We start from the raw sequence: 24,526 nt of genomic DNA, 5'->3' as shown, positions 1-24,526 counted from the left end.
GCGAGACCTACGGTGTTCAGAGCCTACGGGCGTGGCCGTCATCAAATGGCGATTTAGCAGGTCAGATAAATCTGAAACCTGTGTGGGCGCCACTGAAACCTGGCCGTAAAAAAGCCCCGCCGGGTAGTGAACCGGGCGGGGCTATTTGCAGTGGCAATCAGTGACGCTTGCGATTGCTGATCAGCGTGCCGACGCCGGTATCGGTGAAAATTTCCAGCAGCACGGCATTCGGCACACGGCCGTCGATGATGTGGGAAGTGTTCACGCCGCCCTGCACCGCTTCCAGTGCGCAGCGGATCTTCGGCAGCATCCCGCCGTAGATGGTGCCGTCGGCGATCAAGCCATTGACCTGCTCGGTGGTCAGGCCGGTCAGTACTTCGCCTTCCTTGTCCATCAAGCCGGCGATGTTGGTCAGCAGCATCAGCTTTTCAGCCTTCAGAGCTTCAGCGACTTTGCCTGCGACCAGATCGGCGTTGATGTTGTAGGACTCGCCATCAGCGCCTACTCCAATGGGCGCAATAACCGGAATGAAATCGCCCTTCACCAGCATGTTGAGCAGGTCGGTGTTAATGCCGACGACTTCACCCACATGGCCGATGTCGATGATTTCCGGCTTGAGCATGTCCGGGGTCTGGCGCGTGACGTTCATCTTTTTTGCACGAATCAGCTGCGCGTCCTTACCGGTCAGGCCTATGGCGCTGCCGCCGTGGCGGTTGATCAGGTTGACAATGTCCTTGTTGACCTTGCCACCCAACACCATCTCCACCACGTCCATGGTTTGCGCATCGGTGACGCGCATACCGTCGATGAAGTGGCTGTCGATGGACAGGCGCTTGAGCAGGTCACCAATCTGAGGGCCACCGCCGTGAACCACGACCGGGTTGATGCCCACCGCTTTCATCAGCACGATGTCGCGGGCGAAGCCGTTTTTCAGCTCATCGCTCTCCATGGCGTTGCCGCCGTACTTGATAACAAGCGTCTTGCCGACAAAGCGTCGGATGTAGGGCAACGCTTCGGAGAGGACCTTGGCGGCATTGGCTGCGGCATCATGTTCGAGGGTCATTTGGGCTCCACTCAAAATAGGGTCAAAAAGGAAGTTCTAGATCCGGTGCTACGTGTTTCAACTGGGTGTGGAAGACGTCTTTGATCCGCTGCAGCTCTTGCTCGGTTTCGGCCTCGAAGCGTAACACCAGCACTGGCGTGGTATTGGACGCGCGAATGAGACCCCAGCCTCTCGGATAATCGACCCGCACACCATCAATGCTGGTGAGGTTGGCGTTGCCCCACTGGGCGTCGCGCTCCAACGCTTCCATGATGCTGAACTTGCGGGTCTCGGTGACTTTGACGTTGATTTCCGGGGTCGAAAAATCGTTCGGAAAGGTCAGGAAAAGCTCCTCGGCGCTGAGTTTTTCCTGACTGAGGATTTCCAGCAGGCGCGCTGCGCTGTAGATGCCGTCGTCGAAACCGAACCAGCGCTCCTTGAAGAAGATGTGTCCGCTCATCTCGCCGGCCAGCAAGGCGCCGCTTTCTTTCATCTTCTTTTTGATCAACGAATGACCCGTCTTCCACATCACCGGGCGGCCGCCGTATTCGTGGATCAACGGTATCAGGCGGCGCGTGCATTTGACGTCGAAAATCACGTCAGCCCCGGGATTGCGCTTGACCACATCGCGGGCAAACAGCATCAGCAGGCGGTCGGGGTAGATGATAGTGCCGGCGTTTGTGACGACACCGACACGATCAGCATCACCGTCGAAGGCCAGGCCGAGATCGGCACCGGTTTCCCGGACCTTGGCGATCAGGTCCTGGAGGTTCTCCGGCTTGCCTGGATCAGGGTGATGGTTCGGGAAATTGCCGTCGACCTCGCAGTACAGCGGGATGACTTCGCAGTTGAGCGCTTCGATCAATTGCGGGGCGATCACGCCGCCTGCGCCGTTGCCGCAATCCACCACCACTTTCATGCGCCGCGCGAGCACGACATCGCCAATGATCTGGCTGGCATAACGGTCGAGGATATTGACCTTGATGATGCTGCCCTTGGCAGAAGGCAGGTCATTGGCCTTGATGCGTTCATGCAGCGCTTGAATCTGTTCGTCTGCCAGCGTGTCGCCGGCGATGACGATCTTGAAGCCGTTGTAATCCTTCGGGTTGTGGCTGCCCGTCAGCATGACACCCGTTCTGCCCGCCAGCACATGGGTGGCGTAATACAGCGCGGGGGTGGGCACTAACCCGATGTCGCTGACGTGGCAGCCGCTGTCATGCAGGCCCTTGATCAAGTCCGCGACCAGCGCAGGGCCCGATAGTCGGCCGTCGCGGCCCACAGCAACATGCGGCTCGCCCTGCGCCAAGCTTTCTGCACCGACGGCTCGGCCGATCCAGTAGGCGGTTTCGGTGCTCAGCGTATCGCCGACGATGCCGCGAATGTCGTAGGCGCGAAAAATCGTCTCCGGAAAAGGCGGGGCGATGGAGGCGGTGTTGCTCATGGCGTGGGATGGCTCCGACTTCGAGAAGTCCTGGGGTTCATCGATCAAGTCAAGGTCCAGAATATCGGTGTCCTGGAACAGCGGGTCGGTCAGGTGGTCGTCCTCCGACGCAACGGGAAGGAGCGGCGCGGCGCTGTGGGGCGGTGTCCCGGTTGGCTGACCCTGTTCTGTCGCTCCGGCTGCCGTTGGATTATTGCGCAGTGAGAACCGCGCCATGCTCTGGGCGAGCCCGTTCAACGCGGGCAGGCTCAAGCCGAAGGCTTTGACGGCCTTGCCTCCGGAGAGCTCTTGCAGCAGTTGCTCGAGTTGTCGCGCATCAGCCGCCACCCGGCGCTTGAGTGCACTCTCGTTCAGATACAACCCCAACAGCATCGCCCCGGCGGCAACCAGCAAGGCGAGCAGCAGCATCAGCCAAGGCGTCGAGCCTTGCAGTGCGGGGCCGGCGGCAAAGGTCAGTTTCCAGTTAGGGTAGCCGGTGGAGAATTCCTGGGGACGGCTGCCATCGTCCTCGCCACGGGTGAGAAAACTCTGTGCGGTGGCGTTACCGAACTGCTGGACGAGCACCACCTGACCCGCATCGGCAGGCGTTTCGGGGAGTGCGTTGATCAGGCGCTGCGGGTTGAACGCCAGCAACAGGGTCCCGGTGATCGGCGAGTCTGGCGCCGTGCGCAGGGGCGCTGCGCTGTAGATCAGCCATGTGTCGCCGACCTTGCGAGCTTCAGGGGCAGGGGTTTCACCCTTGCCAGCCTTGGCCAGCATGTCCAGCGTGGCGAAGCTGATCGGCAGCGCGCTTTGGGTGTCGACGCCGTTGAACCCTAAGGGGTTAAGCCGTGCGCCCACCACGCCGTCGCGATAACGCAGCTGCGTCTGCGCGCTTTCAATGACCGACGGATTGTTGCTCAACAGGGCCTGGCTCAGCGCGGCGTCCATTGCGGCGGCCTGGGTGTCGGCGTTGATCTGACGCAGCGCCTTGTTGACGGCCCCGGCCTGTGCGCTTCCCCAAGCCTGAACCAGTTGCTCCTGTTGCTGAGGCTGGCTTTGAATGGCGAGCCACACCAGCACCATTGCAGCCAGGAGGCCAATGAGCGAAGGAGTGACGCCGGGGGTCGATAAACTCAAATTGGCGTCTTTACTGGCCGCGTCAGTCGTTTCCGGCGTGGGGGTCGCTTTGGCCGTGCGTTTGATGCCTTTCAAACTAACTCTCCCTGCTGGGTCGTCCTGACGCGTTCTTGTTTTTACGCACCGCTCAAAGCCCGTCAGGCCAAAAGCAGTGCGCTAGCCAAAGTGAGTGTTTGTGGCCGGATCAATGGCTGCCGGAGTGACCGAAGCCGCCAGCGCCACGCTGACTTTCATCGAAATCTTCGACGATTTCGAAGTGCGCCTGCACCACCGGCACCAGTACAAGCTGCGCCAGACGCTCGCCGATGGAAATCTTGAAAGCAGTCTGGCCGCGGTTCCAGCAGGAGACCATCAGCTCGCCTTGATAATCGGAGTCGATCAGGCCCACCAGGTTACCCAGCACGATGCCGTGTTTATGGCCCAGGCCCGAGCGCGGCAAGATCAGCGCAGCCAGGCCAGGGTCTGCGATGTATATCGACAGCCCGGTAGGAATCAAGAGGGTCTGGCCGGGTTCGAGCAGGGTGTCTTCTTTCAGCATGGCGCGCAGGTCCAGGCCGGCCGAGCCTGAAGTGGCGTAAGCGGGAAGCGGGAATTCGCTGCCAATGCGAGGGTCGAGGATCTTGGCTTGTAGAGCGTGCATTCGTGATTAAACCTGGTTCATGCGATCGGCAATAAAAGTCACCAGCTGCCGTGCGATCTTGGCTTTGCTGGTCTGGGCGAAGAGCGTCGCTTGCAACGCTCGGTCGATCACGCTGCAGGCGTTTTCTTCGCTGTTGAAGCCAATAGTAGGATTGGCGACGTCATTGGCGACGATCAGGTCAAGGTTCTTGTCCTTGAGCTTGCGAGCGGCGTAATCAAGCAGGTGTTCGGTTTCGGCCGCGAAGCCGACGCTGAACGGGCGATCCGGGCGCTGGGCAATGGTGGCGAGAATGTCCGGGTTACGGACCATCTGCAGCAGAAGACCATCGCCGGTGGTGGGATCTTTCTTCAATTTCTGTGTGGCGACGACTTCCGGCCGGTAGTCCGCAACGGCTGCGGAGGCGATGAAGAGATCGCAAGGCATGGCGTCTTCGCAGGCGGCGAGCATGTCGCGGGCACTGACAACGTCGATGCGCGACACCCGGTCAGGCGTCTGCAGGTTCACCGGGCCGGTGATCAGAGTGACACGCGCACCCGCTTCGGCAGCGGCTTCGGCCAGGGCGAAACCCATTTTTCCGGAGCTGTGGTTGGTGATGTAGCGAACCGGATCGATGTTTTCCTGGGTCGGGCCGGCGGTGATCAACACGTGCTTGCCGGTCAGCGTCAGCCGCTGGAAGCAATCGGCGGCAGATTGCGCCAGATCATTGGGTTCGAGCATGCGCCCGTAGCCTACGTCGCCACAGGCCTGACTGCCGCTGGCCGGGCCAAACATGCGAAAGCCGCGCTGTTCGAGCAGATGCAGATTCGCCTGCACGGAGGGGTCGCGCCACATGGCCTGATTCATCGCGGGCGCGACGGCGACGATAGCGTCGGTCGCCAGCACCACGGTGGTCAGCAGATCGTTGGCAATGCCTTGGGCCAGACGGGCCATAAGGTCGGCGGTGCCCGGCGCGATGAGGATCATGTCGGCCCACTTGGCCAGCTCGATATGGCCCATGGCAGCTTCGGCTGCGGGGTCGAGCAAATCAAGGTGAACCGGGTGGCCGGACAAGGCCTGCATGGTCAGCGGGGTGATGAATTCAGCGCCGCCTTTGGTCATGACGACGCGGACTTCTGCACCGTGGTCGCGCAAACGGCGGACCAGTTCGGCGCTCTTGTAGGCCGCGATGCCACCGCCGACGCCGAGAACGATGCGTTTTCGATACAGCCGCTGCATAGGCCTGCCTTTAGGTCGGTTAACACGCGGCAATCATTACGCCTCCCCAGGCCTGACTGTCGCGCAAAAAAGAGCGGCTAAGATAGCACAGCGACCGCACGGGAACAGCGGCGCCACAGACAGGGAGCTGCTATGAGTATTCGCGATTGGCCGGCGGCAGAGCGTCCGCGGGAGAAGCTGCTGGAACGGGGGGCGTCGAGTCTGTCGGACGCTGAATTGCTGGCGATTTTCTTGCGCACGGGCGTCTCGGGCAGAAGTGCCGTGGACCTGGCCCGGCACCTTTTGCATCAGTTCGGCAGTCTGCGTGCATTGCTCGAAGCCAACCTGACGGCATTCAGCAGCGAGCTGGGCCTTGGACCCGCCAAGTTCGCGCAGTTGCAGGCGGTCATGGAAATGGCCCGGCGCAACATGGGCGAGGATTTGAAGCGCGATTCCGTCCTGGAAAACCCGACCCAGGTGCGGCGCTACCTCAAGGCGCTGTTACGGCACGAGCAGCATGAAGTCTTCGGCTGTTTGTTTCTCGACAGCAAGAATCGGGTTCAGACCTTCGAAGTGCTGTTTCACGGCTCGATCAACACGGCGCATGTCCATGCGCGGCAGGTGGTCAAGCGGGCACTGGCCCACAATTCAGCAGGATTGATCCTTTGCCACAACCATCCTTCCGGCGTCAAAGATGCCAGCGAAGCCGACATTGACCTGACGCGGCATCTGAAACAGGCGCTGGCGCTGGTGGACGTAGTGGTGCTGGATCACTTGATCATCGGCGACGGCGATCCGTTGTCGATGGTTGAGTATGGGTTGATGTAGCGGCATTAGGACTGGCTAATCACGGAGATTCTAGGGCTGGCCGCCGAACGAATGTAGGACCGGCTTTAGCCGGGAAGACGCTGGCGGTCACACCGCAAAACTATCGGTGTGCAAACCGGCCTCTTCCCGGCTAAAGCCGGTCCTACGGGGAACGTGCGCTTACTCCGGAGTCTTGGCGAATTACTTCACGGTCACCTTTGAGAAATCCTGACGACCAAACGGGCTGACGCTGTAGCCCTCGACATTCTTGCGGATCAGGGCATAGGCCGTTGGATGTGCGAGCGGCAGCCACAATGCCTGCTTCTGGATCTGCTCTTGAACCTGGTGATACAGCTTGCTGCGCTGCGCCTGATCGGTCACGGCCTTGCCTTTGCTGATCAGCTTGTCCAGCCCCTCGTCGCAATAGCGCGCGAAGTTGGTGCCGGATTTGACTGCGGCGCAGGAGAACTGCGGTGTCAGGAAGTTATCCGGATCGCCGTTATCACCCGACCACCCCATGAACAGCAGGTCATGCTCACCGGTTTTGGCGCGGCGAATCAGCTCACCCCATTCAATGACCTTGATCTCTGCCTTGATCCCTACCGCTGCCAGATCGCTCTGCAGTAACTGCGCGCCGGCGTTCGGGTTGGGATTAAGCAAGCTGCCCGACGGCCGAGTCCAGATCGTCGTCTTGAAGCCGTCTTTAAGACCGGCCTTGGCCAGCAGTTCCTTTGCCTTCGCCACATCATGCTTGTAGCCAGGCAGGTCACTGGCGTAGCCCCAGGTATTAGGTGGATACGGACCGTTGGCCGGGCGCGCCGATCCTTCGAACACCGCTTTCAGGTAAGTATCTTTGTCGAACGCCAGGTTGATTGCCTGACGCACTTCCGGCTTGTCCAGCGGAGGGTGCTGACTGTTGATCGCCAGGAAAGCGGTCATGAAGGCGTCGGTCTTTTCGACCCTCAAGTTTGAATCCTTCGCGGCCTCAGCGACATCCAGCGGCTTGGGAGACAGGGCAACCTGGCATTCATTGCGGCGAATGCGTTGCAGGCGAACGTTGGCGTCCGGGGTGATCGCGTAGACCAGCGTATCGACGGCGGGCTTGCCGGCGAAGTAATCCGGATTGGACTCGTAACGCACCACCGAGTCTTTCTGGAACCGCTTGAAGATAAACGGGCCGGTGCCAATCGGCTGGCTGTTGAGCTTCTCCGGCGTACCGGCCTTCAACAGCTGCGCGGTGTACTCTGCGGAATAAATAGAAGCGAAACCCATGCTGAGCGTCGCTAGAAAAGTCGCGTCCGGGTGATCCAGAGTGATGCGCACTGTGTTGGCGTCGGTCGCTTCGACTTTCTTGATCAGCGACGGCCATTGCATGGATTGCGCGTGGGGGAAGCCCTGCACAGCGACCTTATTCCACGGATTGGCCGGATCGAGCATGCGCTGAAAGCTGAACACCACGTCGTCAGCGTTGAGCTCACGCGTGGGGGTGAAATAGTCGGTGTGATGGAATTTCACGCCAGCGCGAAGTTTGAAGTCGTAGGTCAGCCCGTCAGGCGACACATTCCACCTCTGCGCCAGGCTCGGGACAAGCTTGGCGTCCTTGGCGTCATAGTCCACCAGGCGATTCATCAGCACGTCGGCCGACGCGTTCGTGGTGGTCAGCGAGTTGTACTGCACCACGTCGAAGCCTTCAGGGCTGGCTTCCGTGCAGACGCTCAGCGTCGTTGCCGCCTGGGCCAGTAATGGCGTGGACAGGGATGCGAGCAACAGGGGTAGAACGGCTAGGCGCATGGCGATTTTCCTTTCAGAGAGAGCCCATCTGCCGGCGCAGTCTGGAGAGTCAGTAACCCTAGACCATCGATTGGCGCAGAACAATCGCCGCTGCGCGACGAGTGGTATATTTCCCGCCGCGCCTAACGCCGCTGGCGTTACCGGGTTGAATGGCGCGGCTATCTGGCAGGCAATTCGTGGTTTGTGTTGTTGCACCTGGGGCTTTCTGGTATAAAGCAGCGCTCTTTTCTAGGGGCCCGCTGCCTTCACCGCAGGTGTGGCCGGTAAGACCCCTGAAGAAACGCGGCGCCTGGCGCCAAATGACTGAGAGATTAAGCGGCCAACCCATGCCGGGTTGGGCATGTGGTTTTAGAGGGCTGAGGCATGTCGAGAGTATGTCAAGTTACCGGTAAGGGTCCGGTAACCGGGAATAACATTTCCCACGCAAACAACAAAACCCGTCGTCGTTTCCTGCCAAACCTGCAGCATCACCGCTTCTGGGTTGAAGAAGAGAAACGCTTCGTACGTCTGCGCGTATCTGCTAAAGGCATGCGTATCATCGACAAGCGTGGTATCACGGTTGTTCTGGCCGAAATCCGCCGTGCTGGCGCGAAGGTCTAAGGGAGAAAATCATGCGTGAATTGATCCGTTTGGTGTCGACCGCTAACACCGGCCACTTCTACACCACCGACAAGAACAAGCGCACGACTCCGGACAAAATCGAAATTAAAAAATTCGATCCGGTTGTTCGTAAGCACGTGATCTACAAAGAAGCCAAAATCAAGTAATTGATTTTTGCGTCTTACAAAAAAGCCCGCAGCGATGCGGGCTTTTTTGTGGGCGATCATTCAGGCCTTCTGTTCGAACACCACATAGATCTTGCGGCATGCCTCCAGCACTTCCCACGTGCCTTTGAATCCTGCGGGAATCACAAATCGATCGCCCGCGCGCAGGGTTTTCGATTTGCCTTCTTCATCGCGAAGGACCGAGACGCCCTGCACGATTTCACAGTATTCATGCTCGGTGTAGTTCACTTTCCACTGACCGACTTCCCCCTCCCAGACGCCTGCATTCAGCTGCCCGCATGGGCTGTTGTAGTGGTTGTAAACCGTCTGGTTAGGCTCCCCTTTGAGAATCTTTTCAGCGGCAGGGGTGAAACGCTCCGCTGCGGTAGTGGCTTCGCTGAAGTCGACGATGCTTTCGATGCTCATATCTGATTCCTGAAGTGGGCGCTGCGTGATTGTTGCTCGCCGAGGGCCGGATGGAAAGCGCAGGCGAGCCCGGGCGGCTGTTGAATAAAATGCACGATCCGGTCAGGTTTCGCCCACTTATGTCCAATATATTGGAAATTCGCTTAATGCTGGTTTAGGGTGGCGAATGCCTTCGGCCGATCCGATGACGCGTCAGGCTCTGTCCTGAAGCCCGATTGGAGTGCGAAGACGCGCCTATTTCATTAGAGGAGGACGTTTCATGACCACCCTGACTCATGCTGACTGGGAACAACGCGCCCAGGATCTGAAAATCGAAGGCCGTGCTTTCATCAACGGTGAATACACAGACGCCGCATCCGGCTCGACGTTCGACTGCATCAGTCCGGTCGATGGCCGTTTCCTCGCCCATGTCGCCAGTTGTGACGCCGCCGATGCGCAACGCGCCGTCGAAAACGCCCGGGTTACGTTCAGTTCCGGCGTCTGGTCGCGATTGGCGCCGGCCAAGCGCAAGGCAGCCATGCTTCGTTTGGCCGAGCTGATCAATGAGAACGTCGAAGAGCTCGCGCTGCTCGAAACCCTCGACATGGGCAAGCCCATCAGCGACTCCTACGGCATCGACATTCCCGGCTCCGCTCAGGCGTTGAGCTGGAGCGGCGAGGCCATCGACAAGCTGTATGACGAAGTGGCGCCCACGCCGCACGATCAATTGGGCCTGGTGACTCGCGAGCCGATCGGTGTTGTAGCGGCCATCGTGCCGTGGAATTTCCCGCTGTTGATGGCTTCCTGGAAGCTGGGTCCTGCGCTGTCGAGCGGCAACTCGGTGATCCTCAAACCGTCGGAAAAATCCCCGCTGACAGCGATCCGCGTTGCTCAGCTCGCCATTGAGGCCGGTATTCCGGCCGGCGTGCTGAATGTGCTGCCGGGTTACGGCCACACCGTGGGTAAAGCGCTGGCGCTGCACATGGATGTCGACACCGCTGTGTTTACCGGTTCGACGAAGATCGCCAAGCAGTTGCTGATCTACTCGGGCGAATCGAACATGAAGCGCGTCTGGCTGGAAGCTGGCGGCAAAAGCCCGAATATCGTTTTCGCCGATGCGCCGGATCTGCAAGCGGCGGCGGAATCCGCGGCCAGCGCCATTGCTTTCAACCAGGGCGAGGTCTGCACGGCCGGCTCCCGCCTGTTGGTCGAGCGCTCGATCAAAGAGAAATTCCTGCCGATGGTGATCGATGCGCTGAAAGCCTGGAAGCCGGGCAATCCGCTTGATCCGTCGACAACCGTTGGCGCGCTGGTCGATACCCAGCAAATGAACACCGTCCTGTCTTACATCGAAGCCGGCCACACCGACGGCGCCAAGCTCGTCGTCGGCGGCAAGCGCATTCTTCAGGAAACCGGCGGCACCTACGTCGAGCCGACGATTTTTGACGGCGTGACCAACGCCATGAAGATCGCGCAGGAAGAGATCTTCGGGCCGGTGCTGTCTGTACTGACCTTTGATACCGCTGAAGAAGCCATTCAGATTGCCAACGACACGCCTTATGGCCTGGCTGCGGCGGTGTGGACGGCTGACTTGTCCAAGGCGCATCTGACCGCGAAGGCGTTGCGCGCGGGCAGCGTGTGGGTCAACCAGTACGATGGCGGCGACATGACCGCGCCGTTTGGTGGCTTCAAGCAGTCCGGCAACGGGCGCGACAAGTCGTTGCATGCGTTCGATAAATACACCGAGCTGAAGGCAACCTGGATCAAGCTGTAAAGAAAGGGCCGCACAACTTCACACTCAGTCGTTAGAAAACCAGAGCAGCCGGGCTTTCCTCACAGCCCGGCTGTTTTGTTTCGTTTCGTCCTTTTGAGCCACAGGAGCGTGGTGATGCGTTGGGGTACTTATTTCGCTGTGTTGGCCTCGGTGTTGAGCGTCGGCCTGGCGCTGGGCGTGAGCATGCCGCTGGTGTCGCTGCGGCTGGAAGCCTGGGGTTACGGCGCGTTTGCCATCGGCGTCATGGCCGCGATGCCCGCGATCGGCGTGTTGGTGGGCGCCAGTCTTGCCAGCCGACTCGCTTCAAACCTCGGCACCGCCAACCTGATGCGGCTGTGCCTGTGGGCCGGGTCGGTTTCCGTAGGTTTACTGGCGTTATTACCCAATTACTGGGTCTGGCTGGTTCTGCGACTGATGCTCGGCATGATCCTGACCATTGTGTTCGTGCTCGGCGAAAGCTGGATCAACCAGCTGGTCATCGAACGGCTGCGCGGCAAGCTGGTGGCGCTATATGGCAGTTCTTACGCGCTGAGTCAGTTGGGCGGGCCGGTGCTGCTGGGCTTCATTGGCACGGAAGCCGATTACGGGTTCTGGGTCGGGACCCTGTTGTTGGCGGTATCACCGCTGTTATTACTGGGCAGAACAGGCGCGCCGAGCGCGGAATCCAGCCATGTAACGCTGCGCGATCTCGGCGGCTTCTGTCGGAGTTTGCCAGCGATTGCATGGGCCATCGCGTTGTTCGCAGGATTTGAAGCGATGATTCTGACCTTGCTGCCGGTGTATTGCCTGCAGCAGGGGTATACGCCCGAAGTGGCCTTGGCGATGGTCAGCACCGTGGTAGTCGGTGATGCCCTTCTGCAACTGCCGATTGGCGCGCTGGCCGATAGGGTGTCGCGTCGGCGGCTGTTTTCCGGGTGTGCGCTGGTGCTGATGGTGTCGAGCCTGGCGATTCCGATGCTGGTCGACACCCTCGCCATCTGGCCGCTGTGGGTGCTGTTCGGCGCCAGCGCTGGCGGGCTGTTCACCCTCTCGCTGATTCTGATTGGCGAGCGCTACCGCGATGACGCCCTGGTGCGCGCCAATGCCCACGTCGCTCAGCTCTGGGGGATCGGTTGCCTGCTCGGCCCTTTGGCGGCTGGCGCTGGTAGTCAGTGGGTCAGCGGTCAGGCGCTGCCCTTGCTGATGGCGGCTGGCGCGCTGGGGCTGGTGATCCTGTCCCAGCGCCCCAAGGCTTTCGGGGTACAAGTGGTGTCGGCTTAAAGCATCTTTTCCAGGCCGATGGCCGTGCTGAACCAGGCGTTCATCCGGCGCCACCAGTCGCCGGGTTCCTTGGACAGCGTATGGATTTTGCCGTTGTCCTCTGTCACCCACACCAACCGGTCATTCTCGAGCTTGACCTGATAGCTGATGGCCGGCGCCATACCCTGAAGCGCCAGCTCGCGCAGGTATTCGGTCAGCTCGGGGCTGTCGACCAGCACGCCGACTTCGGTGTTCCACAGCACTGACCGTGGGTCGAAATTGAACGAACCCACGAACATCTTCTGTCGATCAAAGATCATCGCCTTGCTGTGCAGGCTCGATTCCGAGCCGCCCTTGATCAGGTTTGTGCGCAGAAAACTCGGGCCGCTGCCTTGAGCGTTGCTCGGGTCGCCTGGCTGCCGGCGCAGCTCGAACAGCTTCACGCCGTGTTCCAGCAGCGCGCGGCGGTAGGGCGCATAACCGCCGTGCACTGCGGGCACATCGGTAGCCTCCAGCGAATTCGTCAGCAGGTTCACCGACACGCCTTTATCGGAGAGCCCGGTCAGGTACACCAAGCCTTCCTGCCCGGGCACGAAGTAGGCCGAGATCAGCATCAGCTCTTTATGCACGTTGCCCAGATCAGGGCTCAGTTGGGTCGCCAGCAGCAGGTGCGGATCAGGCTCGCCCCGTGACAGCACCTTCGTGGGGGCGTCCCACAACGCCTGGTTGTGCGCCCAGATCAGCTCATTGAGCCAGGTCTTCATGCGCGGGTGAGTCCGATAGTCCATCAGCCGTTCATACAGGGCTTTCTTCTCAACGTGGGCCTGATCCAGCGACTCGGCCAGCAGTGCGCGCGCTTTGGTCAGGTCCTTACGGTCGGGCGGCCAGTAGAGAAAGTCGTTGATCGGCTTGCTGAGCGTGCTGTTCCAGTACTGATCGAAGCTGTGACCCAGCTGCTCGGCCACAGGCCCCACACTGAGCATGTCGATGTCGGTGAAATTCAGATTGGGCTCAGCGTCGAAATACTCGTCGCCCAGATTGCGTCCGCCGACGATGGCCACGGCGCCATCGGCCAGCCACAGCTTGTTATGCATGCGTCGATGCTGTTGGGACAGATTGAACAGCCGGCCCAGATTACGGGTGGCGCCCATGCTGCGGCCCAGATTGAGCGGATTGAACAGGCGAATCTGAATGTTTGGGTGTGCAGCGAGTGTGGCGATGACTTCATCCAGCCCGTCGCTGGTGGTGTCGTCCAGCAGAATGCGCACGCGAACGCCGCGATCGGCGGCTTTGAGCAATTCGTCAACCAGCGCCCGGGTGCTCAAGCCGTCGTGAACGATGTAGTACTGCAGGTCCAGGCTGGTTTTGGCGTTGCGAATCAGCTCGGCGCGGGCCATGAACGCTTCGGTGCTGTTGGGCAGCAGGCGGAAGCCCGAGCGCCCTTCGTGAGGTGCGGCCTGGGCCATGATCGAGCGGCCGAACGAGGACTGCGCCGCCGGCAACGCCTGACTCGGGCCATCGGGGGCGGGCGTGTGCGCACAACCGCTGAGGCCGAGGGCGAGAGCCAGAAGGAGGGGCACCGCCCGTAAGTTCGTCAACGCGGTCATCCGAAAATCAGTCATGGCGATATGACCGCGCTTTCTCCTAAAGGTTAAAAGCCCCAAAAGGTTAAAAGCTTCAAAAGGTTTAGCTGCAAAGGTCATGCAGGGTCGGTCCGCTGCATGAGCAACGCCGTGGCAGCCCCGACCTTGCGCACAGCATCTTCGATTTGCGCGGTTGGTTTGGCGGCGAAGTTCATGCGCAGGCAATTTCTGTATTTGCCTGACGCTGAAAAGATGCTGCCCACGGCAATCTGTACGCCTTGCCCCTGCAACGCGCGGTTCAGGCGCAACGAGTCGAAGTCCTCCGGCAATTCGATCCACAGCATGAAGCCGCCTTGGGGACGGCTCACACGAGTGCCCTCTGGGAAATAACGCGTGACCCAGCCGGTCATCAGGTCGCGACTGCGCTGGTATTGGCCACGCATCCGGCGCATATGCGGCTCGTAATGCCCGGCCTTGAGAAAATCGGAAATCGCCAGTTGCGGCTGGGTCGCGGTGGAGCCGGTGCTGATGTATTTCATGTGCAGGGCGCGATCGAGGTATCGCCCGGGGGCGACCCAGCCGACGCGCAATCCCGGCGCCAACGTCTTGGAAAACGAGCTGCAGAGCAGGACGCGGCCGTCTTCATCGAAGGATTTGATCGTGCGCGGGCGAGGGTAGGTGTAGGCCAGGTCGCCATACACATCGTCCTCGATGATCGCCACATCGAAGCGTTGTGCGAGAGTCAGCAGTGCGCGTTTGCGGTCCTCCGGCATGATGTAGCCCAGCGGGTTGTTGCAGCTCGGTGTCAGTTGAATGGCTTTGATCGGCCACTGTTCCAGCGCCAGCTCCAGTGCCTCGAGGCTGATGCCGGTGAGCGGGTCAGTCGGGATTTCCAGGGCTTTCATCCCCAGCCCTTTGAGCGCCTGCATGGCACCGTGAAAGCTCGGCGAGTCGACTGCAACGATATCGCCCGGTTGGCACACCGACCGGATGCAGATCGCCAGCGCTTCCTGAGCGCCGGTGGTGATCACCAGGTCGTCCGGGTCGATGTTGGTGCCGGAATCCAGCAGGAGGCGCGCGACTTGTTCCCTCAGGCAGCGCCGGCCGTGGATGTTGTCGTAATACAGCCCGGGCATGTCCGAGCGGCGGCTGATCCTGCCCAGCGCCTGGGTCAGTGGGCGCAAGGTCGGGCTGGTGACGTCGGGCATGCCGCGGCCCAGTTGAACCACGTCCGGGCTGGGAGCAGCCCTAGCCAGTTCCAGCACTTGATCCCACTGGGAGATTTCCACCGGGCGCTGCGCGGGCCGGCCGATCGCAGGCAGGGCGGGCGTCTTGCGGTCAGCCGGTACGAAATACCCGGACTTGGGGCGTGGCAGTGCAAGGCCGTTGTCTTCCAGCAATCGATACGCCTGTTGCACCGTGCTCAGGCTGACGCCGTGCTCAAGACTCAACGCACGCACCGAGGGCAGTCGGTCCCCAGGGCGATAAAAGCCGTTTTCGATGCGCGTGCCGAGTAAGTCGGCAAGGTTGACGTAGAGGGTCATGGCGTAATCCCACAATGCGGAACGATCGGTAACCGATACAGATGTGGGGAAAATACAGCATTCAGCCCGGTAAGAAACCAATCTGTATGCAAAGAATAATAATTCTTTGGATCTGTAATGGTTTTGCATACAGACACATCATTAATCCACTCGAAACCCACCATGAGGTGTCTGGAAATGAGCGGAATAAGTGATGTTCGGTTAACGCTGTATGCAGGCGAGCTGGTCCGTGAGCATGACGCAGGCTTGCGCATCAACGCGCCGGAAGGGCTGGGGATGTGGGGGCTGTTTCAGCATCGCCGAGCCAGTCGGCGCGCGTTACTGAAGCTGACTGACGAGCAGTTGAAGGATATTGGTTTGAGCAGCGAGCAGGCACGCCATGAAGGGCTCAAGCCGTTCTGGCGCGAATGAGGCCCTTAACGCAGTCGGCCTCACAGGGGCGGGTTTCGTTACACCAGTTCTTTGAAACGGTGCCACAACATACCCAGCGCCAGCAGCGGCGAGCGCAAATGTTTGCCACCGGGGAAGGTGATGTGAGGGACTTTGGCAAAGAGCTCGAACCCGCCGCTGTGTTGGCCGCTGATGGCTTCGGCGAGTAACTTCCCGGCCAGATGCGTTGCGTTCAGCCCGTGCCCCGCATACGCCTGGGCATAGAACACGTTCGGATGCGTGTGCAGTCGCCCGATCTGCGGCAAGCGGTTGGCGCCGATGCCGATCATTCCACCCCACTGAAAATCGATTTTCACGTCTTTGAGCTGAGGGAACACCTTGAGCATCTTCGGCTGCATGTATGCGGCAATGTCGCTCGGGTCCCGGCCTGAGTAGTGACAAGCGCCGCCGAACAGCAGGCGCCGATCAGCCGACAGCCGAAAATAATCGACCGCTACACGCTGATCGCACATCGCGGTATTGCGCGGAATCAGTTGGCTGGCGAGCTCTTCGCTCAGCGGCTCGGTGGCAATGACGTAACTGCCTGCGGGCAAGACCTTTCCGCTCAACTCTTCATCGAGCGCGTTGAGATAAGCGTTACAGCCCAGCACCAGCGTACTGGCGCGCACTAAACCCCGGGCTGTGTGAATATTGACCTCTGCCCCGTATTCCAGGCGCGTCGCTGCCGAGTGTTCGAACACCTGCACGCCCAGTGACTGGGCGATGGCGGCTTCTCCCAGCGCCAGGTTCAGCGGATGCAGATGGCCCGAGCCCATGTCCAGCATGGCGCCAGCATAGTTAGGTGAGCCGATGACGCTACTGAGGTTGCCCGCTTCAATCAATTCAAGCGGGTGTCGGTATCCCAGGCTGCGCAGCTCTTCGGCGTCTTTGGCAAAACCCTCGAATTCCCTGGGCTTGTTCGCCAGATCGCAGTAGCCCCAGGTCAGGTCGCAGTCGATCTGGTATTTGTTGACGCGCTCGCGGACGATTTCCACCGCTTCGAGGCCCATCAGCTTGAGCTGACGAACGCCGTCCTCGCCGATGATATTGCTGAACTGGTCTACATCGTGGCCGACGCCCCGGATCAGTTGCCCGCCGTTGCGCCCGCTCGCGCCCCAGCCGATCTTGTGTGCTTCCAGCAGCACCACCTTCAAGCCGCGTTCAGCCAGCTCGATCGCCGTGTTCAGCCCGGAAAACCCGCCGCCGATGATGCAGACGTCGGTTTTGATCTCGCCGTGCAGGGCAGGGTAGTCAGCCTGAGGATGGCGGGTGGTGGCGTAGTAAGAGGCCGCGTGATCAGACAATCCGGGCTGGGGAGACCGAGCATTCATGTTGAATATCCCGAGAGCACTGTTTGGAAAATTTTACGGAGGGTAGCGGGGTCAGGGTGCCCGGGCAAGAAAATGCCGGTGGATCATCAGCCGGGTGTCAGTCGCAGCGGCGCTGGGGCACAATCACCACCTTTAACAGGGAAAACTGCCGCTATGAGCTGCAACAGCGAGACAATCCGCGATCTGCGGCGGCAGATTCCGTCGTTCGAATGCGTGCCGGGTTGCCACGATTGCTGTGGGCCGGTGACCACGTCGTCAGAAGAGATGTCGCGATTGCCCCGCAAGACTCCGGCCGAGCAGGAAGCGGCGCTTAACGAGCTGAACTGCGTACACCTGGGGCCCCACGGCTGCACCGTCTACGACGAGCGGCCGCTGATTTGCCGCTTGTTCGGTACGACGAAAACCCTGCCATGCCCCAACGGCCGCCGCCCTGATGTGCTGATTCACCCTCGCGCCGAGAAACAGGTGCATGAGTTCATCGCCTCGACGCGGCAGGTGCTGGTGTAACGACCGCCCGATGCTATCAATTCACTGCCGGTATTCACTCCGGGATCGGCAGGCACAAACTCTCCTTCACCTCTTCCATCACGATGTAGCTCTTGGACTCCCGCACGTGGGGCAGCTTGAGCAGGATGTCGCCCAGCAGCTTGCGGTACGACGCCATCTCGGAAATCCGCGCTTTCACCAGATAGTCGAAATCCCCTGACACCAGATGGCATTCCAGCACATGGGGCAGTTTGAGCACCGCGCGGCGGAATTCTTCAAAGGTGTCGCCAGACTTGTAGTCCAGGCTGATCTCGACGAACACCAACAAACTGGCTTTAAGGTTCTGCGGATTGAGGCGGGCGTTGTAGCCCATGATGATGCCTTCACGCTCCAGACGCCGGACCCGCTCCGTACACGGCGTGGTAGACAGTCCGACCCGTTCGCCCAGTTCGGTGAAGGAGATCCGGCCGTCGTTTTGCAGGATGCGCAGGATGTTGCGGTCGATCTTGTCCAGCTCGCGTTTGGACTGGTGCTGGGTACGCATCGAAGAGCCCTCTGCCAAAGCGTCGGTTGCCGAGAAGAAATGCCGAATATAGGCGTTTATATAGTCAAAAGCACTGCTCAGGCCTTTTTATACTGCGCACATCCTTGCTTAAAACTTGAAAACGTCAGCGGATATCCGCGATGAGGAAATCAACATGCGCGTTCTGGTCCTTGGAAGTGGCGTAATCGGTACCACCAGTGCGTATTACCTGGCGCGTGCGGGCTTCGAGGTGACGGTCGTTGACCGTCAACCGGCCGCTGCCATGGAAACCAGTTTCGCTAACGCCGGGCAGGTGTCGCCGGGCTACGCTTCGCCATGGGCGGCGCCGGGTGTGCCGCTCAAGGCGCTTAAATGGTTGCTGCAGCGCCATGCGCCGCTGGCCATCAAAGCCACGGCGGATATTGATCAGTACCTGTGGATGGCGCAGATGCTGCGCAACTGCACCCAGAACCGCTACGCCGTGAACAAAGAGCGCATGGTTCGCCTCTCCGAATACAGCCGCGACTGCCTCGATGAGCTGCGTGCCGAGACCGGCATTGCCTACGAGGGCCGCAGCCTGGGCACGACTCAGTTGTTTCGCACTCAGGAACAGCTGGATAACGCCGCCAAGGACATCGCTGTTCTCGAACAGGCCGGCGTGCCCTATGAAGTGCTCGACCGCGAAGGCATTGCCCGGGTTGAACCGGCGTTGGCCAGCGTCAGCAACATCCTCAGCGGCGCGCTGCGCCTTCCGAACGATCAGACCGGTGACTGCCAGCTGTTCACCACGCGTCTGGCCGAGATGTGCGTGAAGCTGGGCGTTGAGTTCCGCTTCGGCCAGTCCATCGAGTCCATTGATTTCGCTGGCGACACCATCAATGGCGTGCGCATCAACGGCAAGCTCGAAACAGCCGACCGCTACGTGCTGGCCCTCGGCAGCTACTCGCCGCAATTGCTCAAGCCGCTTGGCATCAAGGCGCCGGTGTATCCGCTCAAGGGCTATTCGCTGACGGTGCCAATCACCGACCCGGCGATGGCGCCGACGTCGACCATCCTGGACGAGACCTACAAGGTCGCGATTACCCGCTTCGACAACCGCATTCGTGTGGGCGGAATGGCCGAGATCGCGGGCTTCGACCTGTCGCTCAATCCCCGTCGCCGCGAAACCCTGGAGATGATCGTCAACGACCTTTATCCTCACGGCGGCGACCTGCAGCAGGCCAGCTTCTGGACCGGCCTGCGCCCGACCACGCCGGACGGAACGCCCATCGTGGGCGCCACGCCCTATCGCAATCTGTTCCTCAACACCGGCCATGGCACGTTGGGTTGGACGATGGCCTGCGGATCAGGCAGATTGCTGGCTGACCTGATCGCGCGCAAAACACCGCAGATCAGTGCTGAAGGCCTCGATATTTCTCGTTATGGCAGTTCCAGGGAGATCGCAAAACATGTCCATTCAGCGCCAGCTCACCAATGAGCGCATGAGCCAGTTGGTCGTCCATAACGGCACCGTTTACCTTGCCGGGCAAGTGGCCGACGACATGGCAGGGGGTATCGAGCAACAGACCCGCGAGACGCTCCACAACATCGAGCGATTGCTGGACCTGGCCGGTACCGACAAGACCCGCATACTGTCGGTGACCATTTACCTGAAAGACATCGACGCGCACTTTGCCGGCATGAACAGTGTCTGGGACACATGGCTGCCAAGAGGCCTTGCGCCTGCACGTGCGACAGTTGAAGCGAAGCTGTGTGAGCCGGAGATTCTGGTTGAACTGTCGGTGGTTGCGGCGCTGCCATAGCTGACTCACCTATATCCATTTATTGACCAACAAGAAGCCCCACCATGCGTCCAGCCCGCGCCCTTATCGACCTTCAAGCCCTGCGCCACAACTACCAATTGGCGCGTGACACCGCTGGCGCGAGGGCTCTTGCCGTTATCAAAGCGGATGCCTACGGCCATGGTGCGGTGCGAGTTGCACAGGCACTGGAATTTGAAGCCGACGGCTTTGCCGTAGCCTGCATCGAAGAAGCGCTGGAGCTGCGTCAGGCCGGCATCAAAGCGCCCATTTTGCTGTTGGAAGGCTTCTTTGAAGCCGACGAACTGGCGCTGATGGTCGAGCATGATTTCTGGTGCGTGGTGCATTCCATCTGGCAACTCGACGTCATCGAGCAAACCGCCCTCGGCAAGCCGCTGAATGTATGGCTGAAGATGGATTCAGGCATGCATCGCGTCGGCATTCACCCGGCGGATTTTCAGGCGGCCCATCGGCGGCTGCTGAACAGCGGCAAGGCCGCGAAAATTGTCCTGATGACCCACTTCGCCCGCGCCGACGAACTCGACAGCGCGCGCACCGACGAGCAAGTGGCGATTTTCCAATCGGCGCGCGCCGGCCTGACCGCCGAAGTCAGCCTGCGCAATTCCCCCAGTGTTATGGGCTGGCCCAGCGTGCCGAGTGACTGGGTGCGTCCGGGCATCATGCTCTACGGCGCGACGCCGTTCGAGCAGCCGCAATCGGTCGCCGATCGTTTGCAGCCGGTCATGACCCTGGAGTCCCAGGTCATCTGCGTGCGCGATCTGCCTGTCGGCGAGCCAGTGGGCTACGGCGGTACATTCATCGCCGAACGAAATATGCGCATCGGTGTGGTCGCGATGGGCTATGCCGACGGCTATCCGCGCCAGGCGCCCACCGGCACTTCCGTGATGGTCGACGGCCATCGCAGCCAGTTGCTCGGGCGTGTGTCGATGGACATGCTCTGCGTGGACCTCACCGACGTGCCGGGCGCAGGGCTGGGCAGCCGCGTCGAACTGTGGGGGAAAAACATTCTCATCAGCGACCTTGCATCCAGCGCAGACATGATTCCTTATCAAATTCTTTGCAATCTCAAGCGCGTGCCCAGGTTCTATACCGGGGCCTGATCGCCATTCGCCAACTGTGTAAACCACCCATAGGCGGTCAGTCTTGGCCGCCAGTCCCTTTGCCGATCCGGCCATGGGCTCAAGTGTTGTAAATACTGAACGCTGTTGCCATGATGGCGGCCACTTGACTCAACTTGATTATCAGGAGGACTGCCGCATTGGACGTCGGTGAACGACTGCAATCCATTCGTAAACTCAAAGGTCTGTCCCAGCGTGAACTCGCCAAACGAGCGGGCGTGACCAACAGCACCATCTCCATGATCGAGAAGAACAGCGTCAGCCCTTCGATCAGCTCGTTGCGCAAGGTGCTGGGCGGCATACCGATGTCCATGGTGGAGTTCTTTTCCGAAGAGCTCGAACCCGAAAATCCGACCCAAGTGGTCTACAAAGCCAGTGAACTGATCGATATCTCGGACGGTGCCGTGACCATGAAACTGGTCGGCAAATCCCATCCGGGCCGGGCCATTGCGTTTCTTTCCGAGGTCTATCCGCCGGGCGCGGACACCGGCGTTGAGATGCTCGTTCACGAGGGCGAGGAGACCGGGATTCTGGTCGAAGGCCGTCTTGAGCTAGTGATCGGTCTGGACACCTACGTGCTCGAAGAGGGCGACAGTTACTACTTCGAGAGCTCCCGGCCGCATCGCTTTCGCAACCCGTACGACGTCCCTGCGCGACTCATCAGCGCGGCCACGCCGGCGAATTTCTGATCATCAATATGATTAACCGAAAACTGATCGTCCTCGGCCTGGCCGTCTTGCTCTTCGCCGATACTGCTGACGCGACCATGCGCTGCGGCACGGCGCTTATCAGTCTGGGCGACACCGCCGACGTGGTCCGTCAGAAGTGTGGAGCGCCTGACAGCAGTGTTGATCAAATGCCTGCGCTGCGAAGCAATGGCGTACCCAGGCTCGGCTTTGCGAAGGTTAGTTTGTGGGCGTATGGCCCTCGTAACGGTGCAAAACAACACCTGCGGTTTATCGAGGACAAGCTGGTAGAGATCGAGACAAAGCGGGATTGAGTCGCCGACTGGCAGTCGTGTTTAAGGGCGCAAGCGGCGCAATGCAGCAAATCCCCTGAAGGCCCGGTCCAACCGCTATCAAATAACAAAACCAGGAGAGGCCGGATGCCGCATTCCTGCTCGATCGAGCAAGCTGTCGATCACGTGCTGGCCGAGTTGCCGGCACACATCCATATGGGTATGCCGCTGGGTTTGGGCAAGCCCAATCGCTTCGCCAACGCGTTGTACACCCGAATCAAATCGCTGCCCGATCGGTATCTCACTATCTACACCGCGCTGTGCCTTGGGCGACCCGATGGCGGCGACGGCTTGCAGGGAAGGTTCCTGGAGCCCTTTCTGGAGCGCGTCTTCGACGACTACCCGGAGCTGGATTTCCTCACCGACCTGCGCAGGGACGACCTCCCACCCAACATTCACGTTCAGCAGTTCTTCATGCAACCCGGCAGCCTGTTGGGCAGCGTCGAAGCTCAGCAGGATTACGTCAGCAGCAACTACAGCCACGCTGCGCGGGATATCAATGCCAATGGTTTGAATCTGATCGCACAATTGATCGCCCGCGACCCGCAACGGCCCGATCACCTCAGCCTGAGCTGCAATCCCGACATCACTCTTGACCTGCTGCCCCTGGTGGAAAAACGCCGTGCGGCGGGCGAACGCATTCTGGTGCTGGGCCACGTCCACTCGGATCTGCCGTATATGCAGGGCGATGCCGAGGTCGGCCTCGACACCTTCGACCTCCTGATCGAGTACGAAGAACGCAGCACGCTGTTCTCGACGCCGAACATGCCGGTCGGCATTCAGGATCATTTCATTGGCTTGTACGCGAGCATGCTGGTGCGCGACGGCGGGACGTTGCAGATCGGCATCGGCTCGATGGGCGACGCCCTGACCGCCGCCTTGCTTGCGCGCCAGGCCGATAACGAAACCTATCGCGCATGCCTGGCCGAGCTGGACGGGATCTCTACCTGGAAGCCGTTGATCGAGGCGCAAGGCGGGGTGATGCCCTTCGCCACCGGGCTTTATGGCTGCAGCGAAATGCTGGTCAACGGTCTGCTGGTGCTGCTGGATGCGGGAATCATCCGGCGCAAGGTGTACGCCGACGTCGAGCTGCAGCAAATGGCCAACGACGGGGTTCTGGACGAATCGGTTTACAGCGACGGCGTGTTGATTCACGGCGGCTTTTTTCTCGGCCCGCGCAGCTTCTATGAGCGGCTGCGGGAATTCACCCCGGCGCAGATCGCGCAGATCAACATGACTGCGATCAGCTACATCAACGAGCTATACGGCAATGAGACGCTCAAGCGCCTGCAACGGCGGGATGCGCGATTCATCAACAGTTGTTTCACGGTCACGTTGCTGGGCGCAGCGGTTTCAGATCAGTTGGCTGATGGCCGGGTGGTCAGCGGTGTCGGCGGGCAGTACAACTTCGTCGCTCAGGGCCATGCGCTGGAAGGCGCGCGCTCCGTGCTGATCCTGCGCAGCTGGCGTGAATCGGGCGGGGAGGTCAGTTCCAACATCGTCTGGGACTATGCGCACACGACGATTCCCAGGCATCTGCGCGACATCGTCGTTACCGAATACGGAATTGCCGATCTGCGCGGCAGGACGGATGCCGCAGTGATCGAAGCGCTGCTCAATATCAGCGATTCACGCTTCCAGCCGGGCCTGATCGATCAGGCGCAAAAGGCCGGCAAGCTGCCGAAGGATTTCCGCCTTGATCCGCTGTTCAGCCAGAACACGCCCGAGCGGCTGAAGGACATCCGCGACCAGTTCCCGTCGCTGTTCATCGAGTACCCGTTGGGCAGCGATTTTACGGCTGAAGAGCGCGATCTGCTGCGCGCGCTGAACTGGCTGAAGAGCAAGTTCAAGCTCACAGAAATCATCGAGCTGGGCAAGGCCACGCTTGAGGCCCCTGACGCGAGCGCTTATCCCGAGCATCTGCAGCGCATGGGCCTTGATCATCCACAGGGACTGCGAGAAGAGCTGTATCAGCGGCTGGTGCTGGCGGGGTTGCAGGCTACGGCTTAGGTCCGTTGTCTTTTGGAGGCGTAGGAACGCGCTGGGGGGTGTCAGCCAACATCCATGTCACAGACCCACCGCCTTCGCGACCGTCGTAACCTCCGATTGCTCCTACAGTGGATTTGCGCCCGACGCAGATGTCGGCTACGCCACAAATTGTAGGAGTGAGCTTGCTCGCGATTGCGGTGGGTCAGCCGACATCCATGTCACAGATCCACCGACTTCGCGACCGTCGTAACCTCCGATTGCTCCTACAGTGGATTTGCGCCCGACGCAGATGTCGGCTACGCCACAAATTGTAGGAGTGAGCTTGCTCGCGATTGCGGTGTGTCAGCCGACATTCATGTCACAGACCCGCCGCGTTCGCGACCGTCGTAACCTCCGATTGCTCCTACAGTGGATTTGCGCCCGACGCAGATGTCGGCTACGCCACAAATTGTAGGAGTGAGCTTGCTCG

At 60.3% G+C, this 24,526-nt stretch carries 23 protein-coding genes; 13 read left to right on the top strand and 10 right to left on the bottom strand.

Annotation, left to right across the window (positions count from 1 at the left end):
- Positions 1 to 157 precede the first annotated feature (157 nt).
- The 4 genes from argB to coaBC all read right to left on the bottom strand — a co-directional run bounded on the left by argB (position 158) and on the right by coaBC (position 5,457).
- On the bottom strand, positions 158 to 1,063 hold the full coding sequence (argB, locus tag AC0Z8Z_RS16045) for an acetylglutamate kinase (RefSeq protein ID WP_122534167.1): 906 nt from the start codon (positions 1,061 to 1,063) through the stop codon (positions 158 to 160).
- 22 nt (positions 1,064 to 1,085) lie between these two features.
- Positions 1,086 to 2,483: a phosphomannomutase/phosphoglucomutase gene (locus AC0Z8Z_RS16040; protein ID WP_485619878.1), complete on the bottom strand. Its 1,398-nt coding sequence runs from the start codon at positions 2,481 to 2,483 to the stop codon at positions 1,086 to 1,088.
- Positions 2,484 to 3,786: 1,303 nt separating this feature from the next.
- Positions 3,787 to 4,242, bottom strand: coding sequence for a dUTP diphosphatase (gene dut / locus AC0Z8Z_RS16035; protein ID WP_122534166.1), 456 nt, complete (start codon positions 4,240 to 4,242; stop codon positions 3,787 to 3,789).
- Positions 4,243 to 4,248: 6 nt separating this feature from the next.
- Positions 4,249 to 5,457, bottom strand: coding sequence for a bifunctional phosphopantothenoylcysteine decarboxylase/phosphopantothenate--cysteine ligase CoaBC (coaBC, locus tag AC0Z8Z_RS16030; protein WP_485619755.1), 1,209 nt, complete (start codon positions 5,455 to 5,457; stop codon positions 4,249 to 4,251).
- Between the two features lie 132 nt (positions 5,458 to 5,589).
- Here coaBC and radC point away from each other — a divergent pair, with 132 nt between their 5' ends.
- Positions 5,590 to 6,264 carry a RadC family protein gene (gene radC / locus AC0Z8Z_RS16025; RefSeq protein WP_122534164.1) on the top strand — a complete coding sequence of 225 codons (675 nt, stop codon included), beginning with the start codon at positions 5,590 to 5,592 and terminating at the stop codon, positions 6,262 to 6,264.
- A gap of 180 nt (positions 6,265 to 6,444) precedes the next feature.
- Here radC and AC0Z8Z_RS16020 read toward each other — a convergent pair whose 3' ends face one another.
- Entirely contained in the window at positions 6,445 to 8,034 is a 1,590-nt protein-coding gene (locus AC0Z8Z_RS16020; protein WP_485619754.1) for an ABC transporter substrate-binding protein, read from the bottom strand.
- A 363-nt stretch (positions 8,035 to 8,397) separates the two neighbouring features.
- Between AC0Z8Z_RS16020 and rpmB the strand changes: the two genes are divergently transcribed.
- Positions 8,398 to 8,634 carry a 50S ribosomal protein L28 gene (gene rpmB / locus AC0Z8Z_RS16015; protein ID WP_037016669.1) on the top strand — a complete coding sequence of 79 codons (237 nt, stop codon included), beginning with the start codon at positions 8,398 to 8,400 and terminating at the stop codon, positions 8,632 to 8,634.
- A gap of 11 nt (positions 8,635 to 8,645) precedes the next feature.
- Positions 8,646 to 8,801: a 50S ribosomal protein L33 gene (gene rpmG, locus AC0Z8Z_RS16010; RefSeq protein ID WP_010225867.1), complete on the top strand. Its 156-nt coding sequence runs from the start codon at positions 8,646 to 8,648 to the stop codon at positions 8,799 to 8,801.
- A 60-nt stretch (positions 8,802 to 8,861) separates the two neighbouring features.
- Here the strand turns inward: rpmG and AC0Z8Z_RS16005 are convergent, their stop codons facing one another.
- Complete coding sequence (locus tag AC0Z8Z_RS16005) at positions 8,862 to 9,224, bottom strand: cupin domain-containing protein (protein ID WP_074893116.1); 363 nt, start codon at positions 9,222 to 9,224, stop codon at positions 8,862 to 8,864.
- A gap of 259 nt (positions 9,225 to 9,483) precedes the next feature.
- Here AC0Z8Z_RS16005 and AC0Z8Z_RS16000 point away from each other — a divergent pair, with 259 nt between their 5' ends.
- Both AC0Z8Z_RS16000 and AC0Z8Z_RS15995 read left to right on the top strand, forming a co-directional pair.
- Complete coding sequence (locus AC0Z8Z_RS16000) at positions 9,484 to 10,977, top strand: aldehyde dehydrogenase (RefSeq protein WP_485619753.1); 1,494 nt, start codon at positions 9,484 to 9,486, stop codon at positions 10,975 to 10,977.
- Positions 10,978 to 11,091: 114 nt separating this feature from the next.
- Complete coding sequence (locus tag AC0Z8Z_RS15995) at positions 11,092 to 12,237, top strand: MFS transporter (RefSeq protein ID WP_485619752.1); 1,146 nt, start codon at positions 11,092 to 11,094, stop codon at positions 12,235 to 12,237.
- Here AC0Z8Z_RS15995 and AC0Z8Z_RS15990 read toward each other — a convergent pair.
- Together AC0Z8Z_RS15990 and AC0Z8Z_RS15985 are read right to left on the bottom strand one after the other, a co-directional pair.
- A complete protein-coding gene (locus AC0Z8Z_RS15990; RefSeq protein WP_485619751.1) occupies positions 12,234 to 13,823 on the bottom strand; it encodes a phospholipase D family protein in 1,590 nt (529 codons plus the stop codon). The two genes, AC0Z8Z_RS15995 and AC0Z8Z_RS15990, sit on opposite strands and share 4 nt — an antisense overlap.
- Positions 13,824 to 13,915: 92 nt before the next feature.
- A complete protein-coding gene (locus AC0Z8Z_RS15985) occupies positions 13,916 to 15,343 on the bottom strand; it encodes an aminotransferase-like domain-containing protein (protein WP_485619750.1) in 1,428 nt (475 codons plus the stop codon).
- 177 nt (positions 15,344 to 15,520) lie between these two features.
- Here AC0Z8Z_RS15985 and AC0Z8Z_RS15980 point away from each other — a divergent pair, with 177 nt between their 5' ends.
- Positions 15,521 to 15,754, top strand: coding sequence for a DUF1127 domain-containing protein (locus AC0Z8Z_RS15980; RefSeq protein ID WP_485619749.1), 234 nt, complete (start codon positions 15,521 to 15,523; stop codon positions 15,752 to 15,754).
- 38 nt (positions 15,755 to 15,792) lie between these two features.
- Here the strand turns inward: AC0Z8Z_RS15980 and AC0Z8Z_RS15975 are convergent, their stop codons facing one another.
- Positions 15,793 to 17,103 (bottom strand): NAD(P)/FAD-dependent oxidoreductase, encoded by a 1,311-nt coding sequence (locus AC0Z8Z_RS15975; RefSeq protein ID WP_485619748.1) that lies wholly within the window; start codon positions 17,101 to 17,103, stop codon positions 15,793 to 15,795.
- Between the two features lie 153 nt (positions 17,104 to 17,256).
- Here AC0Z8Z_RS15975 and AC0Z8Z_RS15970 point away from each other — a divergent pair, with 153 nt between their 5' ends.
- Positions 17,257 to 17,610 (top strand): YkgJ family cysteine cluster protein, encoded by a 354-nt coding sequence (locus tag AC0Z8Z_RS15970; protein ID WP_485619747.1) that lies wholly within the window; start codon positions 17,257 to 17,259, stop codon positions 17,608 to 17,610.
- A 34-nt stretch (positions 17,611 to 17,644) separates the two neighbouring features.
- Here the strand turns inward: AC0Z8Z_RS15970 and dadR are convergent, their stop codons facing one another.
- Positions 17,645 to 18,133 (bottom strand): transcriptional regulator DadR, encoded by a 489-nt coding sequence (dadR, locus tag AC0Z8Z_RS15965; RefSeq protein WP_065988245.1) that lies wholly within the window; start codon positions 18,131 to 18,133, stop codon positions 17,645 to 17,647.
- A gap of 154 nt (positions 18,134 to 18,287) precedes the next feature.
- On the opposite strand from dadR, the gene dadA reads away from it, so the two are divergent.
- From dadA to AC0Z8Z_RS15935, 6 genes are all read left to right on the top strand, one after another.
- A complete protein-coding gene (dadA, locus tag AC0Z8Z_RS15960; protein ID WP_172610274.1) occupies positions 18,288 to 19,589 on the top strand; it encodes a D-amino acid dehydrogenase in 1,302 nt (433 codons plus the stop codon).
- Positions 19,561 to 19,914, top strand: coding sequence for a RidA family protein (locus AC0Z8Z_RS15955; protein WP_122534154.1), 354 nt, complete (start codon positions 19,561 to 19,563; stop codon positions 19,912 to 19,914). The genes dadA and AC0Z8Z_RS15955 overlap by 29 nt, the downstream gene beginning before the upstream one ends.
- Before the next feature lie 44 nt (positions 19,915 to 19,958).
- Positions 19,959 to 21,032: an alanine racemase gene (alr, locus tag AC0Z8Z_RS15950; RefSeq protein WP_485619746.1), complete on the top strand. Its 1,074-nt coding sequence runs from the start codon at positions 19,959 to 19,961 to the stop codon at positions 21,030 to 21,032.
- A 158-nt stretch (positions 21,033 to 21,190) separates the two neighbouring features.
- A complete protein-coding gene (locus AC0Z8Z_RS15945; RefSeq protein ID WP_485619745.1) occupies positions 21,191 to 21,739 on the top strand; it encodes a cupin domain-containing protein in 549 nt (182 codons plus the stop codon).
- A gap of 8 nt (positions 21,740 to 21,747) precedes the next feature.
- On the top strand, positions 21,748 to 22,050 hold the full coding sequence (locus AC0Z8Z_RS15940) for a DUF2845 domain-containing protein (protein WP_485619744.1): 303 nt from the start codon (positions 21,748 to 21,750) through the stop codon (positions 22,048 to 22,050).
- Positions 22,051 to 22,155: 105 nt separating this feature from the next.
- Positions 22,156 to 24,078 carry an acetyl-CoA hydrolase/transferase C-terminal domain-containing protein gene (locus AC0Z8Z_RS15935; RefSeq protein ID WP_485619743.1) on the top strand — a complete coding sequence of 641 codons (1,923 nt, stop codon included), beginning with the start codon at positions 22,156 to 22,158 and terminating at the stop codon, positions 24,076 to 24,078.
- Positions 24,079 to 24,526: the final 448 nt, after the last annotated feature.

Source organism: Pseudomonas sp. 1L-C-7-B-C1, from assembly GCF_057291635.1.
This window is presented reverse-complemented; position numbering and strand designations above follow the sequence as displayed.